This is a genomic window from Cytobacillus sp. FSL W8-0315 (assembly GCF_038002905.1).
Classification (GTDB): Bacteria; Bacillota; Bacilli; order Bacillales; family Cytobacillaceae; genus Cytobacillus; species Cytobacillus pseudoceanisediminis.
The window spans coordinates 742,472-758,664 of record NZ_JBBOOC010000001.1; the positions used below are offsets into that span (position 1 = coordinate 742,472).

Annotated in this window: 14 protein-coding genes and 4 tRNA genes; all 18 read left to right on the forward strand. The window is 43.9% G+C overall.

The window, feature by feature from the left end:
• Nucleotides 1-117: 117 nt before the first annotated feature.
• The 18 genes from rpsF to MKY20_RS04140 all read left to right on the forward strand — a co-directional run bounded on the left by rpsF (nt 118) and on the right by MKY20_RS04140 (nt 16,189).
• Nucleotides 118-405, forward strand: coding sequence for a 30S ribosomal protein S6 (rpsF, locus tag MKY20_RS04055; protein WP_009332474.1), 288 nt, complete (start codon nt 118-120; stop codon nt 403-405).
• A gap of 37 nt (nt 406-442) precedes the next feature.
• The gene (ssb, locus tag MKY20_RS04060; RefSeq protein WP_009332473.1) at nt 443-952 is read left to right on the forward strand and encodes a single-stranded DNA-binding protein; all 510 of its coding nucleotides are present in this window, start codon (nt 443-445) and stop codon (nt 950-952) included.
• Nucleotides 953-1,009: 57 nt separating this feature from the next.
• Entirely contained in the window at nt 1,010-1,249 is a 240-nt protein-coding gene (gene rpsR, locus MKY20_RS04065) for a 30S ribosomal protein S18 (RefSeq protein ID WP_009332461.1), read from the forward strand.
• A 243-nt stretch (nt 1,250-1,492) separates the two neighbouring features.
• Nucleotides 1,493-2,428 (forward strand): YybS family protein, encoded by a 936-nt coding sequence (locus tag MKY20_RS04070; protein ID WP_251266763.1) that lies wholly within the window; start codon nt 1,493-1,495, stop codon nt 2,426-2,428.
• Nucleotides 2,429-2,459: 31 nt separating this feature from the next.
• Complete coding sequence (locus tag MKY20_RS04075; RefSeq protein WP_009332459.1) at nt 2,460-4,433, forward strand: DHH family phosphoesterase; 1,974 nt, start codon at nt 2,460-2,462, stop codon at nt 4,431-4,433.
• Entirely contained in the window at nt 4,430-4,876 is a 447-nt protein-coding gene (gene rplI, locus MKY20_RS04080) for a 50S ribosomal protein L9 (RefSeq protein ID WP_009332458.1), read from the forward strand. Before MKY20_RS04075 ends, rplI begins: the two co-directional genes overlap by 4 nt.
• 360 nt (nt 4,877-5,236) lie before the next feature.
• Nucleotides 5,237-6,601: a replicative DNA helicase gene (gene dnaB / locus MKY20_RS04085; protein ID WP_009332457.1), complete on the forward strand. Its 1,365-nt coding sequence runs from the start codon at nt 5,237-5,239 to the stop codon at nt 6,599-6,601.
• A gap of 229 nt (nt 6,602-6,830) precedes the next feature.
• The gene (locus tag MKY20_RS04090) at nt 6,831-8,123 is read left to right on the forward strand and encodes an adenylosuccinate synthase (RefSeq protein ID WP_009332456.1); all 1,293 of its coding nucleotides are present in this window, start codon (nt 6,831-6,833) and stop codon (nt 8,121-8,123) included.
• A gap of 103 nt (nt 8,124-8,226) precedes the next feature.
• The gene (locus tag MKY20_RS04095; RefSeq protein WP_157380185.1) at nt 8,227-8,430 is read left to right on the forward strand and encodes a hypothetical protein; all 204 of its coding nucleotides are present in this window, start codon (nt 8,227-8,229) and stop codon (nt 8,428-8,430) included.
• Nucleotides 8,431-9,010: 580 nt separating this feature from the next.
• Nucleotides 9,011-9,086, forward strand: a tRNA-Lys gene (locus MKY20_RS04100).
• Between the two features lie 14 nt (nt 9,087-9,100).
• Nucleotides 9,101-9,172 (forward strand) — tRNA-Glu (locus MKY20_RS04105).
• A gap of 61 nt (nt 9,173-9,233) precedes the next feature.
• A tRNA-Asp gene (locus tag MKY20_RS04110) sits at nt 9,234-9,310 on the forward strand.
• 80 nt (nt 9,311-9,390) lie between these two features.
• A tRNA-Phe gene (locus tag MKY20_RS04115) sits at nt 9,391-9,463 on the forward strand.
• Nucleotides 9,464-9,830: 367 nt separating this feature from the next.
• Nucleotides 9,831-11,312: a M23 family metallopeptidase gene (locus MKY20_RS04120; protein WP_251266764.1), complete on the forward strand. Its 1,482-nt coding sequence runs from the start codon at nt 9,831-9,833 to the stop codon at nt 11,310-11,312.
• A gap of 216 nt (nt 11,313-11,528) precedes the next feature.
• Entirely contained in the window at nt 11,529-12,239 is a 711-nt protein-coding gene (yycF, locus tag MKY20_RS04125) for a response regulator YycF (protein WP_009332454.1), read from the forward strand.
• Between the two features lie 8 nt (nt 12,240-12,247).
• Nucleotides 12,248-14,071 carry a cell wall metabolism sensor histidine kinase WalK gene (walK, locus tag MKY20_RS04130; RefSeq protein ID WP_009332453.1) on the forward strand — a complete coding sequence of 608 codons (1,824 nt, stop codon included), beginning with the start codon at nt 12,248-12,250 and terminating at the stop codon, nt 14,069-14,071.
• Complete coding sequence (locus MKY20_RS04135) at nt 14,068-15,396, forward strand: YycH family regulatory protein (RefSeq protein ID WP_009332452.1); 1,329 nt, start codon at nt 14,068-14,070, stop codon at nt 15,394-15,396. Before walK ends, MKY20_RS04135 begins: the two co-directional genes overlap by 4 nt.
• Complete coding sequence (locus MKY20_RS04140) at nt 15,383-16,189, forward strand: two-component system regulatory protein YycI (RefSeq protein ID WP_009332450.1); 807 nt, start codon at nt 15,383-15,385, stop codon at nt 16,187-16,189. Before MKY20_RS04135 ends, MKY20_RS04140 begins: the two co-directional genes overlap by 14 nt.
• The last annotated feature ends 4 nt before the right edge of the window (nt 16,190-16,193 follow it).

A 16,193-nucleotide genomic window follows, 5' to 3' on the forward strand; every position in this document is an offset into this window, starting at 1 on the left:
TAACTCCAGTGATATTGCTTTTGCATAATTAATGTGCTATAATTTCAACTTGTGAGTAATGAATATATTGCTCCTTGCCCTTTTGAAGGGCCGTTAGACCAAAAGGAGGTGAAAGTGATGAGAAAGTACGAAGTTATGTACATCATCCGCCCAAACATTGAAGATGAGGCTAAAAAAGCCCTAGTTGAGCGTTTCAACACAATCTTAACTGACAATGGTGCGGAGGTTTCTGAATCAAAGGATTGGGGTAAGCGTCGCCTTGCATACGAAATCAATGATTTCCGCGATGGCTACTACCAGCTAATGAACGTTAATGCTGAAGCAAAAGCAGTTGACGAGTTCACTCGTCTAGCTAAAATCAGCGAAGACATCATCCGTTACATCGTTGTTAAAGACGAAAAATAATAGATAAAGCCATTTTTGCCGAGAGGAGTTGATTCTGATGATGAACCGTGTTGTTCTTGTCGGACGTTTGACAAAGGATCCTGATTTGCGGTATACCCCGAACGGAGTTCCTGTCGCTTCATTCACTCTTGCCGTGAATCGTACTTTTACGAATCAGCAAGGTGAACGGGAGGCAGACTTTATCAACTGTGTGGTATGGAGAAAGCCAGCTGAAAACGTAGCGAACTTCCTTAAAAAAGGAAGTCTTGCAGGTGTAGATGGCCGGATTCAGTCCCGCAGCTATGAAGGCCAGGATGGAAAGCGTGTTTACGTGACAGAAGTCCAGGCTGAGAGTGTGCAATTCCTTGAGCCGAAGAATAGTTCTGGCGGCCAGGGAGGCAATCCGAACTACGGCGGTCCAAGAGATCAGGATTTCCCATTTGGAAATAACAGCAATCAGAATCAACGCCAGGATAATCGTAATCAGGGCGGCTATACTCGCGTGGATCAGGACCCATTCGCAAATGACGGCCAAATCGACATTTCCGATGACGACCTGCCATTCTAATAGTGCCTGATTATGAACGGAAATATATAATCAAAAAGCTAAAGGAGGTAACTGACCATGGCTGGAGGACGCAGAGGAGGACGTGCTAAACGTCGTAAGGTTTGCTTTTTCACTGCAAACGGAATCACTCACATCGACTACAAAGATGTGGATCTTCTAAAAAAATTCATCTCTGAGCGCGGTAAGATTTTACCACGTCGTGTAACTGGCACTAACGCTAAATACCAACGTAAACTAACGATTGCTATTAAGCGTGCGCGCCAAATGGCATTACTGCCATACGTTTCAGGTGAATAATAACTATGAAAAGACGCTGGTATCCGGCGTCTTTTTTTATTATGCTTTCTTCTTTAATGCAGGATTGTATTAAAGTGCAAACCTGATGAAAAAGCCGGCATTCCCTCTTCTGAAATCACGAAGGTTGAACCTGCATTTAATACTAGCTACAATAGACTTTATGAGTTGTCTTATTTGGAATGGTTCAAAAAGCAGGGAAAATGATTTCCCCCTTTTTGGATACACAGTTTGAGGGGTGTATCAATGAATAATGTACATAAATTAACAGAGGGTGCAGTGCTTCTGGCTGTTTTTGCAGTGCTTCTTCTGATTTCGCTCTATGTGCCGTTTCTCGGTACCATTTCGGTTTTCTTCCTGGCTCTTCCGTTTATTATGTTTGCAGCAAAAAATAACCGGATGTATGCAATCGTATTTCTAACGGGAGGCATCCTGCTTTCTCTGATTATCGGTTCGTTTATGGCTCTGCCGCTTGTGCTGACATTTGGACTGACCGGGACGGTAATTGGCATTTTTATAAGTGAAAAGAAAGGACGGATGCCTTCCTTTATTGCGGGCACCCTTGTATTCCTTGCAGCCCTGTTGATCCTGTATGCGGCGGCAGTTGCTCTTTTTAATGTAAATATTATTCAAGAAGGCATCGATATGATAGAGGAGTCCATCCAAATTTCAGAAGGAGTGCTTGAAGGCTTTGGCCAGAATGCGGATAAAGCAGTCGAGCAATTTACAGAAGGCCTGAAAATGATTGAGACGCTGACGCCAAGCCTATTCGTCATGACATCGGTTATTTCCGTTTTTGTCATCCAGCTTGTCTCCTTTCCGATTGCCAAAAGATTCGGCATTAAGGTTGAAAGCTGGAAGCCGTTCAGAGAAATGAGCCTGCCGAAAAGCATATTATGGTACTATCTCATTACAATTATAGCTTCTTTCCTTTTTAATCCGTCAGAAGGAAGCTACTGGTTTATGGCGCTTGTAAATATTGCATTCATTCTGCAGATTTTCATGGTCATTCAAGGCCTGTCCCTGATTTTCTTTTTCAGCCATTTAAAGGGGTGGCCGAAAGCTGTGCCGGTCCTGGCCGCTGTATTTACATTTCTTATGCCATTTCTCCTTTATATTGTGAGGATATTAGGTATAATTGACTTAGGATTCGATTTAAGGCAAAGATTAGGAAAAAAGTGATGAACAACACTACTGTTTAGGAGCTGAAAACATGCCTTCGTATTTAGAAAAGCGGTCCATACGCTATCCGATTTTTGGATTGATGGGCATAACAGTGGTGCTTCTCGGTATATTGGCGTACTACAATTGGCTTTTTGCACTAATTGGGCTGTTTCTTGTCATCCTTCCTTTCTACTATCTTTTTCAGCTGATTCAGAAGCATCGGAAGGAGACGGAAGAATACATCTCGACACTTTCCTACAGGGTGAAAAAAGTCGGCGAAGAAGCTCTGATGGAAATGCCGATCGGGATCATGCTCATTAATGATGATTATTACATTGAATGGACCAATCCCTTTTTAGCATCCTGCTTCGATGAAGATACGCTAGTCGGAAGATCGCTTTATGATGTCGCGGATTCGCTTGTTCCGCTGATCAAACAAGAAGTGGAAACCGAAATCATTACCCTGCATGACCGCAAATTTCGGGTGATCCATAAACCGGAAGAGCGCTTATTATACTTTTTTGATGTCACGGAACAGACCGAAATTGAAAAAATGTATCAGGAAGAACGGACGGTTATCGCCATTATTTTCCTTGATAATTATGATGAACTGACTCAGGGGATGGATGACCAGACAAAAAGCAGCCTCAATAGCCTGGTGACCCAAATATTGAATAAGTGGGCACAGGACAATGGGGTCTTCTTGAAGAGAGTCTCGTCTGAGCGGTTTATCGCCGTATTTAATGAACATATTCTGCAGCTTCTGGAAAAAGGAAAGTTCACGATTCTCGATGATGTCCGGGAGACCACTTCCAAGCAAAACGTTCCATTAACATTAAGCGTGGGCGTCGGAACAGGGGTTTCTTCCCTTCCTGAACTCGGTTCGCTGGCCCAGTCCAGCTTAGACCTGGCATTAGGCCGCGGCGGAGACCAGGTAGCCATCAAACAGACGAACGGGAAGGTTAAATTCTTCGGGGGAAAAACCAATCCTGTTGAAAAAAGAACCCGGGTCCGTGCACGCGTGATTTCCCATGCGCTGAAGGAATTGATTTCCGAAAGCGATAAAGTGATTATCATGGGCCACAAAAGCCCGGATATGGATGCGATTGGAGCGGCCATCGGTATTCAGAAAGTGGCTCGCCTGAATCAGCGTGAAGGCTATGTGGTTGTAAATTTCAATGAACTCGATACTGGTGTCAGAAGAATGATGAAGGAAATTGAAAAGAATGAAGAGCTCTTTTCTAAATTCATTACCCCGGAACAGGCGATGGAGATTGCAACAGACGATACCCTGCTCGTGGTCGTTGATACCCACAAGCCATCCATGGTGATTGAAGAAAAGCTGCTTCATAAAATTGAACATGTTGTCGTCATCGACCATCACCGCCGCGCGGAAGAGTTTATCCATAATCCTCTGCTGGTTTATATGGAGCCATATGCCTCTTCCACAGCAGAACTGGTAACAGAGCTTCTGGAGTATCAGCCGAAAAACGGCAGAATCGAAATGCTGGAAGCAACGGCCCTGCTTGCCGGGATTATTGTCGATACGAAGAGTTTTTCGCTGCGGACAGGATCCAGGACGTTTGATGCGGCTTCCTATCTGCGCGGACAGGGTGCAGATACCGTGCTAGTTCAAAAGTTCTTAAAAGAGGATGTAGATACCTACATCAAGCGGGCTAAACTGATTGAAACCGTTCAATTTTACAGAGAAGGAATTGCGATTGCAAAGGGACAGCCGGATCAGATATTTGATCAGGTTCTGATTGCCCAGACAGCAGATACCCTGCTGACGATGGATGGTGTGGTTGCTTCATTTGTCATTTCCAACCGCTCTGAAAACATGATAGGGGTCAGCGCGCGTTCCCTCGGGGATATCAATGTCCAGGTGATCATGGAAAACCTTGAAGGCGGCGGGCACTTAACTAACGCTGCCACACAGCTTCACGATGCAACACTTGATGAAGTTGAGGCCCGATTAAAAGAGGCTATAGATGAATACTTTGAAGGGAGAAAAAAAGAATGAAAGTAATCTTTTTAAAAGACGTTAAAGGCAAGGGCAAAAAAGGCGAAGTAAAAAATGTAGCAGATGGCTATGCACATAACTTTTTAATTAAGCAAGGGCTTGCTGTTGAAGCAAACCAGGCCAATGTCAGCAGCCTGAATGCTCAAAAGAAAAAAGAGGCTAAGCTTGCAGAAGAAGAATTGGCTGAAGCAAAAAAACTAAAAGAAACACTTGAAAAGCTGACGGTTGAATTTACAGCAAAATCAGGTGAAGGCGGCCGCCTTTTCGGCTCCATCACAAGCAAGCAAATTGCAGAAGAACTTCAAAAGAAGCACAGCATCAAAATCGATAAGCGCAAAATCGAAATGGAAGACGCGATCCGCACGCTCGGATACACAAAGGTTCCAGTCAAGCTTCATACTGAAGTAACGGCAACATTAAACGTACATGTAAAAGAAGCTTAAAGTGAAACTGCAATTAGTTAGAATGCGATAAACTAATATTGGAAGTGGCTTTTGCCGATAAACATGTTAAAATAAAAGGGTTGATTAAAAATGTGATCAGTTTCGGCTGGTCACATTTTTTAAAGGGAAATTTAGAGATTTTTATATAGATATAGTATTGCTTTATAGATAACTGTCCAGCTCCACAGGGGACGCTTCGACAGCATTATCATCAAACGACTAAGAGCGTTAGCTTTTAGGAGGGGCGCCTGCCCTCGTGTTCACAAGCCAAGGCAATGAACGCCTTTCCGTGAGGCGCATCTTGTGCTTGGCGGGGGTGACTAAGGCGCTTGTGCATTTCTTATTAGGAGGTTTGAACAGATGAGTGATTTATTTGCGGATCGGCTCCCGCCTCAAAATATTGAAGCGGAACAGGCAGTGCTTGGGGCAATCTTTCTTGAACCCTCCTCTCTTACACAAGCATCAGAGATCTTGATACCCGAAGACTTCTACCGTGCGGCACACCAGAAAATTTTCAATGTAATGCTGAAGCTGAGCGATCAAGGAAAAGCCGTCGACTTAGTGACCGTGACAGAAGAGCTCAGTGCAGCGAAACTGCTAGAGGATACCGGAGGCGTCAGCTATTTAAGTGAATTGGCCGGCTCTGTTCCAACAGCAGCGAATATCGAGTACTATGCAAAGATCGTTGAAGAAAAGTCACTGCTTCGAAGGCTGATCCGGACGGCGACAGGCATTGCCCAGGACGGCTATACACGTGAGGATGAAGTAGAAGTTCTGCTGGGTGAAGCAGAGAAAAATATCATGGAGGTAGCACAGCGCAAAAACGCCGGTGCCTTTCATAATATTAAGGATGTTCTCGTCCGGACCTACGATAATATCGAGGAAATGCATAACCGTAAAGGGGATATTACAGGGATTGCGACTGGATTTACCGAACTGGATCGGATGACAGCCGGCTTCCAGCGAAATGACCTCATCATTGTCGGTGCCCGCCCTTCCGTGGGTAAAACTGCCTTCGCCCTGAATATCGCGCAAAATGTGGCAACGAAAACCGGTGAAAACGTCGCGATCTTCAGTCTTGAGATGGGTGCCGAACAGCTTGTTATGCGTATTCTCTGTGCAGAAGGCAATATTGATGCGCAAAGGCTTCGTACCGGCTCCCTGACGGATGAGGACTGGGGAAAGCTGACCATGGCAATGGGAAGCCTATCAAATGCAGGAATTTTTATTGATGATACCCCAGGTGTCAGAATCACAGATATTCGATCTAAGTGCCGCCGTTTAAAGCAGGAGCATGGGCTTGGCATGATTTTGATCGACTACCTGCAATTAATCCTGGGAAGCGGTCGTTCGGGAGAAAACCGTCAGCAGGAAGTATCTGAAATCTCACGTTCCCTTAAGCAATTGGCCCGTGAACTTCAGGTCCCTGTTATCGCACTGTCCCAGCTTTCCCGTGGAGTGGAACAGCGCCAGGATAAGCGCCCGATGATGTCAGATATCCGTGAATCGGGAAGTATTGAGCAGGATGCCGATATCGTGGCATTCCTATACCGAGATGACTATTATGACAAAGAATCCGAAGATAAAAACATCATCGAAATCATTATCGCCAAGCAGCGTAACGGCCCGGTTGGAACCGTTCAGCTGGCTTTCGTAAAAGAGTATAATAAATTCGTAAACTTAGAGAAACGCTTTGATGATTCCTTTGCGCCGCCTGGTGCATAAAGAGGGCCTGCATTTGCATGTCCTCTTTTTTATTGTCTTGCTCCAGGAATTTCTGATTTTCATATTTTCATGGTTTTACGAACATATTTTTATAATTTTATTAAAAATGTTCGTGTTTTATTGACTATCACACATCACCTTGATAAACTAAAGTGGTTGAAAAAAGTTACTTAATTAAAAATGTATTTATAGAATTTTAAAACCATGGGATTCCCGGAGGTGCTTTTTAATGTCATCAGTAGTAGTAGTTGGAACACAGTGGGGAGATGAAGGGAAAGGAAAAATTACAGACTTCCTTTCTGAAAATGCAGAAGTTATCGCACGCTACCAAGGCGGAAACAATGCAGGACACACAATTAAATTTAATGGTGAAACATACAAGCTTCATTTAATTCCATCTGGAATATTCTATAGCGATAAAATTTGCACGATCGGAAACGGAATGGTTGTCGATCCAAAAGCGCTTGTAAAGGAATTGGCGTATCTTCATGACAAGGGAGTTACAACAGACAACCTGCGCATCTCAAACCGCGCACATGTCATCCTTCCATATCACCTGAAGCTTGATGAAGTGGAAGAAGAGCGCAAAGGCGCTAACAAGATTGGTACAACGAAAAAGGGTATCGGCCCTGCTTACATGGATAAAGCAGCCCGCAACGGAATCCGCATTGCGGACCTTCTTGACCGTGAAGTGTTTGAAGAAAAGCTTGCGCGCAACCTTGAAGAAAAGAACCGCCTGCTTGAGCGCTTCTATGAAACAGAAGGATTCACAATCGAAGAAATCCTAGAGGAATACTATGAGTACGGCCAGCAGATTAAGCATTATGTCTGCGACACTTCTGTTGTGCTTAATGACGCATTGGATGAAGGCCGCCGCGTGCTTTTCGAAGGTGCACAAGGAGTTATGCTTGATATCGACCAGGGGACTTACCCATTCGTTACATCCTCTAACCCTGTGGCTGGCGGCGTAACAATCGGTTCAGGTGTCGGCCCTACAAAAATCAAGCATGTTGTTGGTGTATCTAAGGCCTATACGACTCGTGTAGGAGACGGCCCATTCCCAACTGAGCTTGATAATGAAATCGGCAGCCAGATCCGTGAAGTAGGCCGTGAATACGGTACAACAACTGGCCGTGCCCGCCGTGTCGGCTGGTTCGACAGCGTGGTTGTCCGTCATGCCCGCCGTGTCAGCGGTATTACAGACCTTTCTCTTAACTCCATCGATGTATTGACTGGAATTGAGACATTAAAAATCTGTGTAGCATACCGTTATAATGGAGAAGTAATCGAAGAATTCCCTGCAAGCTTGAAAGTACTGGCTGACTGTGAGCCTGTATACGAAGAGCTTCCAGGCTGGACAGAGGACATCACAGGCTGCAAATCACTTGATGAGCTTCCTGCGAATGCCCGCCACTATCTGGAGCGCGTTTCACAGCTGACAGGAATTCCATTATCGATCTTCTCAGTCGGTCCGGACCGCACACAAACAAACGTAGTCCTCAGCCCATGGAGACAGAACTAATACTTGATTGGAAAGCCCTAATGCGAATTAGGGCTTTTTGTTTTTTCTGGATGCTGCTTTTATTTTGGGTTCATTCGGACAGGGGGAGGGGAAATCCGAGCGAGTGAGTCCGAAGTTGGTGCTGATTCGGACAGGAGAAGGAGAAATCCGAGCGAGTGAGTCCGAAGTTGACGCTGATTCGGACAGGAGAAGGAGAAATCCGAGATGGCGAGTCCGAAGTTGGCACGGATTCGGACAGGAAGAGGAGAAATCTGAGGGAATGAGTCCGAAGTTGGCACGGATTCGGACAGGAAGAGGAGAAATCTGAGGGGAAGAGTCCGAAGTTGGCACGGATTCGGACAGGAGAAAGGGAAAACCGAGCGAATGAGTCCGAAGTTGGCGCTGATTCGGACAGGAAGAGGAGAAAATTGAGGGAATGAGTCCCAACTTGGAGCACATTCGGACAGAGGAAGAGGAAATCAGAGCTGGCGAGTCCAAACCCGCCCCAGCTGGTTTAAATTTGGGAAAATAAATGGAAATTTAAGGAGTAAACGATAAAAAATGGGGAAAAGAATCCATATCAAGGAAAAGAACTCTTAATTTAGGGAAAGGACCTCTCCAACGGGCTGCTGTAGCGTGGGTTTAACCCTATCCTGCCGCAGTCTTCTCCTAAAAAGAAAGTTTTATAAAAAAAGTTATTGCGCTTTTATAAAACTCTATGATATTATAAAAAGCGTCGCCAAGGTGGCAAGCTTGGTAACACATATAGTACGAGCCATTAGCTCAGTCGGTAGAACAGATTGCAGCATCAGTGAATTTCTTCACCGAAAAGCAATCTGTGACAAAGCACGCAGGGCTTTGGAACATCTGACTTTTCAGTATCAGGCTTTAGGCAACAATTATAGTATGAGCCATTAGCTCAGTCGGTAGAGCATCTGACTTTTAATCAGAGGGTCGAAGGTTCGAGTCCTTCATGGCTCACCATTTATATTTTATTTGGCCCCTTGGTCAAGCGGTTAAGACACCGCCCTTTCACGGCGGTAACACGGGTTCGAATCCCGTAGGGGTCATGGCGAATAACCGTCAGCAAACGGCTGGCAAGCCCAGCTTACTTGCTGGCGGTTATTATTTGGTCCGGTAGTTCAGTTGGTTAGAATGCCTGCCTGTCACGCAGGAGGTCGCGGGTTCGAGTCCCGTCCGGACCGCCATTTACATAATCTGCTTCATCTAAAATCGATTGGAAAATCGGGAAGAAGCCAAATTTTGCTTAGGCAAAATAACTTAATAAGGCTCAGTAGCTCAGTCGGTAGAGCAAAGGACTGAAAATCCTTGTGTCGGCGGTTCGATTCCGTCCTGAGCCATCCCAAAAAGGAGTATGTAACCAAACATGCTCCTTTTTGTTACATTCATGTAATACAAGCAGGTTGGGGCTGCATGGCCGGTGTAATTTAGCACTCCCCAAACTCATCTTCTTTCGCACCCCTAAAAAACCCCTATAAATAGGGACTATTTCCTATCTTCTTTTCGACAAAAAACTCTCTAAGCTTTGCCATTAATAGTCATAAAATGTCAGCTATTATACATTTTTGTTACATTCCCGAGTCTAGTAATCTATTTGCTTTGCTGTATGGTAAAGTAAATATTGTGAAAAAAAAGGTTGACAAATTCGTAGTTACATAGCACTAAATGAAAGTGTCTTTTGTTACCGTAGTCTAGGGGGATGTAACCATGTTCAAATGGGTGAAGAAAGTAACCTCAGCATCAGAATCTACAGCGAAAAGCTTTAATAAAACCATAAATAGGACGATCGCAGCTGGTTTTACAGCGGCGGCTTTAACTTTTGCAGGCGGTGTTTCCGCTTCTGCTAATGATGATAAGCTTGTGACGGTTTATTATGTCTATATGGGTGACGAATATATCGGTACGGTGTCGGATAAGAAAGTTATCGAGGATATGGCCGATAAAAAGATCAGTGAGGCAGAAGGTTTCCATAAGGGATTAAAGCTGGCGCTGGCAACTGAACTATCTTTCATTCCTGAACAGGTTTTTGAGTCAAGTTCAGAAGTGAATGAATTAGAAGCGGTTAATGGCTTAAAAGATAAGATGGAAGTACATGCCGAAGCAGCAGCATTAGTCATTGGCGGCAAGGAAGTGGCTTACGTTGAAAATGACGAGCAGGCCAAAGCGGCCCTTCAGAAAATCAAGACTTCTTATGTATCAGAGAAAGATTTAAAGGCTCTTGAGGAAAGAAAGGAATCTGCTAAAACTCCTTTACCTCAGCTGAAGGAAAATGAAACACGTCTTTTAGATGTCCGTTTTACGGAAGATGTATCCATCTCTGAAACAACTGTGAAACCGGATCAGATCATCAGTGCAGATGAAGCTGTGAAGCTTCTTCAAAAGGGAACCCTTGAGGAAAAGAAATATGAGGTTAAAGAAGGTGACGCACTAACCAATATTGCCAGTGCCCATAACCTTGATATGAACCAGCTGGTTGAGCTTAACAGCGGACTTAAGGAAGATTCCCTTATTAAAGCAGGGCAGGAATTAAATGTGACTGTCTACAAACCATATGTAAAAGTTATAGCAGATAAGGAAGTTTTCAAGAAAGAAAAAATCGATTATGAACAAGAAGTCATCGAAGACAGCAGCATGCCAAAAGGCGAAACGAAAGTAAAGCAAGAAGGCAAGGAAGGCGTACGAGCTGCAACCTATCTGATTTCTGAAGAAAACGGCCAAACGGTCAAAAAAGAAGTAAAAGAAGAAAAAGTTCTTGAAGACCCTGTGAAACAAATTGTCATCAAGGGAACCAAGGTCATTCCATCCCGCGGTGAAGGCAGCCTTGCTTATCCTGCAGTCGGGGGCTATATCTCAAGTAAAATGGGATACCGCTGGGGGAAAATGCATAAGGGAATTGACATTGCAAGACCTAGCGACCGGACGATAAAAGCTGCTGATAATGGAACGGTTGTTTCTGCGGGCAACGATGGCGGCGGCTATGGCAACAAAATCGTCATCGACCATAATAATGGCTTCCGCACGGTTTATGCCCATCTCGACTCAATCAGTGTCAGTGTTGGCCAAACTGTCTCAAAAGGCTCAAAGATCGGTATAATGGGGTCCACTGGGGATTCAACCGGTGTCCACCTGCATTTTGAAGTATACAAAAACGGAAAAATGCAAGATCCGCTTAAATATATAAATAAATAATTCCTGCTAAAAAGTCTCTAGCTTTCATGCTAGAGGCTTTTGTAGTTAAGAATAAGATAAAAATACAACACCAAAGATTTACAGGCCTTTACTAATAGATGAATTCCCACTGCTAAAATGGTAAAGTAAAGTAGATAACATATGTATGAAACTGACTTCTACTGCTCCATAAATAAATAAATAAATAAATAAATGAGCAAGAAAAAGGAGATAGGTATGGATAAAAAAATTCTGGTTGTAGACGATGAGAAACCAATTGCAGATATACTGCAGTTCAATTTGAAAAAAGAAGGCTATGAAGTGGTGTGTGCCTATGACGGCAATGACGCACTCGATAAAGTAGAAGAAATCAAGCCGGACCTGATTCTGCTTGATATCATGCTTCCGCAGCGGGACGGCATTGAGGTTTGCCGCGAAGTGCGCAAGAAATACGATATGCCGATCATAATGCTGACAGCAAAGGATTCTGAAATTGATAAAGTTTTAGGCCTTGAGCTCGGTGCAGATGACTACGTTACAAAGCCGTTCAGCACGAGAGAATTGATTGCGCGTGTGAAGGCTAATATGAGGCGCCATCAGCAAATAGCTTCCAAGACGGAAGAAGAGGACGAATCCAATGAAATTGAAGTTGGCTCCCTGATTATTCATCCGGATGCCTACGTGGTTTCCAAGCGCGGTGAGACGATTGAATTAACACACCGTGAATTTGAGCTTCTTCACTATTTGGCCAAGCATATTGGACAAGTCATGACGAGGGAGCATCTACTCCAGACCGTATGGGGCTATGATTATTATGGTGATGTCCGCACAGTGGACGTAACCGTAAGGAGACTGCGGGAGAAAATCGAGGATAATCCAAGCCACCCGACATGGATCGTGACAAGAAGAGGGGTCGGTTATTACTTGCGGAATCCTGAACAGGAGTAAAAGGGTACATGGAAAAGGTTGGTTTTTTTCGGTCCATTCATTTGAAGTTTGTGATCATATATGTTCTTCTCATCCTGGTAGCCATGCAGATTATCGGGGTCTACTTTGTCAGGCAGCTGGAATCGACCTTACAGGAAAATTTCAAAGATGCCATTCAGGAGAGGGTCAATCTTCTTAGCTATTATGTGGAGGAACAAATGACCAAGGTAAGGCTTCCTGATGAGGAAACCCCATCCCAGGAGGAAGATATCAGAAGGCTATTAAGTGATTACAACTCGGCGGATATATCCGAAGTCCGTGTGGTTGATGAATCACTGAAAATACTTGGCACCTCCGATCCTGATAATCAGGGTGTTGTCGGGGGGAGGTCTACTGACAATCTGATCAAGATGGCCATAGCCACCAGGGAGCCGGTAACGGAGGATCTGGTTGAGCAGGGACAACGGATATGGGTTCTCGTCACACCTATTAAAAATAACGGAGAAGTCAATGGAGCCATCTATCTGGTTGCAAAAATCGAGAACATCTATGAACAGATGAGGGAGATTAATAATATTTTCACTACCGGTATAGCCATTGCGTTAGCTATCACAGCGATCCTGGGCATACTTCTTGCCCAGACGGTGACACGCCCGATTTCAGATATGCGGAAACAGGCACTTGCCATGGCAAAAGGGAACTTCTCCCGAAAGGTTAAGGTTTATGGGTATGACGAAATTGGCCAGCTGGCCATTACCTTTAACAGTTTAACAAAGAAACTTCAGGAAGCTCATGCTACAACAGAAGGCGAACGGCGAAAATTATCCTCCGTTCTTTCCTATATGACGGATGGAGTTATTGCAACCGACCGCAAAGGGCGTGTTATTTTGATTAACGAGCCTGCAGCAAAAATGCTGAATGTTTCACGTGAAACGGTCCTGTCTTCCCCAATTGTTTCCCTGCTTGGTCTTGAAGAGGATTATAACTTTGAAGAGCTATTAAACGAGCGGGATTCGGTCATCCTGGATTACAGCAGCAAGTCGAAAACACTGATTCTCCGCGCTAACTTTTCGGTTATCCAAAAAGAAACTGGCTTTGTTAACGGCTTAATTACCGTTTTGCATGATATCACCGAGCAGGAGAAAATTGACATGGAACGCCGCGAATTTGTGGCGAATGTATCTCATGAACTCAGGACGCCGCTGACCACGATGAGAAGCTATCTGGAGGCTCTTGCGGAAGGCGCCTGGAGAGATGAGGAGATTGCCCCAAACTTCCTGGATGTCACCCAAAATGAAACAGAGCGGATGATCCGCCTGGTCAATGATCTGCTGCAGCTGTCTAAAATGGACAGCAAGGATTACCGCTTGACCAAGGACTGGACTGATTTCATTTTCTTCTATAATAGAATTATAGACCGTTTTGAAATGACGAAGCAGCAGAATGTTACGTTTGAAAGAAAGCTTCCGGACCATTCGGCTTTTGTGGAAATAGATGAAGACAAGCTCACCCAGGTGCTGGACAATATCATTTCAAACGCGCTTAAATACTCTCCGGAAGGCGGAAAGGTTACGTTCAGCATTGAGGAAAAAGATGAATTTATTGTTGTCAGCGTTTCAGACCAGGGTGTGGGGATACCGAAAGAAAATATTGATCAGATTTTTGAGCGTTTTTACCGGGTGGATAAAGCCAGGACAAGAAAGCTTGGCGGAACAGGCCTCGGATTGGCCATTGCGAAAGAAATGGTGGAAGCGCATGGCGGGAAAATTTGGGCAGCGAGTACAGAAGGGAAAGGGACAACGATTTCATTTAGCCTTCCATATGTTCGCTCGGAAGAGGATGATTGGGAATGAGTTATGAAAATATAAAAACCATCATACTGACCATTCTAGTAGTGACAAGCGCTCTCCTGACCTGGAATCTTTGGACCTACCAGCCGAACTTTGAACGGATTGAAAAAGAATCAAATACCGTTCAGGAAGTAACAATAGCGGAAAAAAAAGAAGTGAATCAGATTGTGAGACCGGACACTCTCTTATTCCATCTCGGGGAAAAAAAGACTTTTGGAACTGTCAGCCCCGGCGAAATTGATAAAGTCATGAAAGAAATCAGCGGTTGGAATTTTGCTGACTTTGAAAATATTACAGAGGAAGCGGGCATTCTCCATGATGAAGGAAAAGCTGTTCTTGCGTTTCCGGATTCTGTTCCGATTGAATTATACAAATCAGTAATTAAAATTGCTGACAAGAATCTGCCTGATTTTCAGTTTGACCATATTGTCATTGATACTAGGCAATTGGAGAAAAAGGATGGAATAGTCGATTTTGTTTCTTTGGATAACCGGCAGGTGTATAGGAGCCGTGTGCCTGTTTCCTTTATTCAGAATTTCAAAAGCCAATTCTTCAATTTATCCGAGTACAACCCTGAATATAAAGCCTATTTTGCTTATAAGCCATCTGATGAAAGAACGATCTATCTGCCTTCACAGGATACAAAAATGGCGAGATATCAGTATTTGGAGAAAAAATTGGACTCTGAACAATATAAAAATGCTTTATTCAGCGACCCAAGTGTAGTGCAGAAAAGCTTTCAGCAATCAGAGGATGAGTATAATGATACCTTAAGCTTATTGAGGGTAAACTCAGACAAAAATACCCTTCAATATATAAAACCGGCTGCCGGGGATAACCCGACTTTTGCTTCAGGCGACCTGCTGAAAAGGAGCATTGATTATATTAACGGACATTCGGGATGGACAGACAATTACCAATTTGCGGAGATTGATGAGCTGAATCATAGAGTGGTATTCAGGATGTATGATTCTTCAGGTTATCCAATTTTCAGTGATGATCCGAAAATATCCGAAATCCGCCAGACTTGGGGGCAAAATGAGATTTATGAATATTATCGGAGCAATTTTCAGCTTGGTCTGAGTGCTGAACCCCCCTCAGAAGTATCTCTAAGTTCCGGAACACGCGTTTTGGAATACTTGTTAGGTCTGGAAGGGTTTGAGCCGGAATTACTGGAGAATGTAAAGCTGGGATATAAAATGATGCTGGTCAAGGAAGCTCAGACCACCTTCATCCGTCTGGAGCCTTCCTGGTATTACCGGTATGAAGGAACTTGGAAAAGCATTTCGCTTGATGAGACAGGGGGCATGAATAATGGATTGGAGTAAGATCAAAACAATCTTTATTTTAACCTTCCTGGTCCTGGATATTTATTTGATGTATGAGTTTTTCAAATTGAAGGAGGCCAGTGAATTTGAACCGATTGCACAGGCCACCCTGGAAAAACAGCTTAAGGATGCTGATATCACCTTTGATGAGCCCCTGCCGAAAAGCAACCCGAAAGACCGGTATTTGAGGGCTAAGCCGGTTGAATTTGATATTGAAGATCTTGAAGGAGATACAAGGCTGGAGGGCCAGGAAATTACGATTACTGAGGGGACTACTCTGAATTCAGTCCTGGACGAATCGATCAAGATCAGTGATAAATTCAGTCCTTCCGAATTATCTGCCTTTATCAAAAACAGGGTGTTATTCGGTGACCAATACCGCTTCTGGGAAAAACCAGAAAACAGTAATAGAATCACGTATTATCAGGAATTTGAAGGCAAGATGTTTTATATGAATTTAAATGGCGAGCTTACATTTTATTTGAATGATGAAAATGAAATTGTCTCTTATAAGCAGACGCTCCTGACAAAGATTGAGTCGAAGGAAGAAAGTGAAAAAGTTATTCAGCCGATAAAGGCCGTTGAAACACTTTACAAGAACGGCTCACTGCAGCCGAAGTCAAAAGTTACAAATGTAGAGCTTGGTTATTTTACCTTTGTGCATTTGAGCTCTTCGCAATTGTTAACGCCTGCCTGGCGATTTGTCATTAATGACGAGGAGAATTTATTTGTTGATGCCTTTGAGGGGAAAATCATTAAGCTGAACAACGAAGAGAAAAAAATAGTGGAGTGAGGAG

Coding starts and splice junctions, on each gene's coding strand:
- MKY20_RS04090 (WP_009332456.1), top strand. CDS start 6,831: ATGTCATCAGTAGTAGTAGTTGGAACACAGTGGGGAGATGAAGGGAAA.
- MKY20_RS04075 (WP_009332459.1), top strand. CDS start 2,460: ATGCCTTCGTATTTAGAAAAGCGGTCCATACGCTATCCGATTTTTGGA.
- rpsR (WP_009332461.1), top strand. CDS start 1,010: ATGGCTGGAGGACGCAGAGGAGGACGTGCTAAACGTCGTAAGGTTTGC.
- dnaB (WP_009332457.1), top strand. CDS start 5,237: ATGAGTGATTTATTTGCGGATCGGCTCCCGCCTCAAAATATTGAAGCG.
- MKY20_RS04070 (WP_251266763.1), top strand. CDS start 1,493: ATGAATAATGTACATAAATTAACAGAGGGTGCAGTGCTTCTGGCTGTT.
- MKY20_RS04140 (WP_009332450.1), top strand. CDS start 15,383: ATGGATTGGAGTAAGATCAAAACAATCTTTATTTTAACCTTCCTGGTC.
- yycF (WP_009332454.1), top strand. CDS start 11,529: ATGGATAAAAAAATTCTGGTTGTAGACGATGAGAAACCAATTGCAGAT.
- MKY20_RS04120 (WP_251266764.1), top strand. CDS start 9,831: ATGTTCAAATGGGTGAAGAAAGTAACCTCAGCATCAGAATCTACAGCG.
- MKY20_RS04135 (WP_009332452.1), top strand. CDS start 14,068: ATGAGTTATGAAAATATAAAAACCATCATACTGACCATTCTAGTAGTG.
- rplI (WP_009332458.1), top strand. CDS start 4,430: ATGAAAGTAATCTTTTTAAAAGACGTTAAAGGCAAGGGCAAAAAAGGC.
- walK (WP_009332453.1), top strand. CDS start 12,248: ATGGAAAAGGTTGGTTTTTTTCGGTCCATTCATTTGAAGTTTGTGATC.
- rpsF (WP_009332474.1), top strand. CDS start 118: ATGAGAAAGTACGAAGTTATGTACATCATCCGCCCAAACATTGAAGAT.
- ssb (WP_009332473.1), top strand. CDS start 443: ATGATGAACCGTGTTGTTCTTGTCGGACGTTTGACAAAGGATCCTGAT.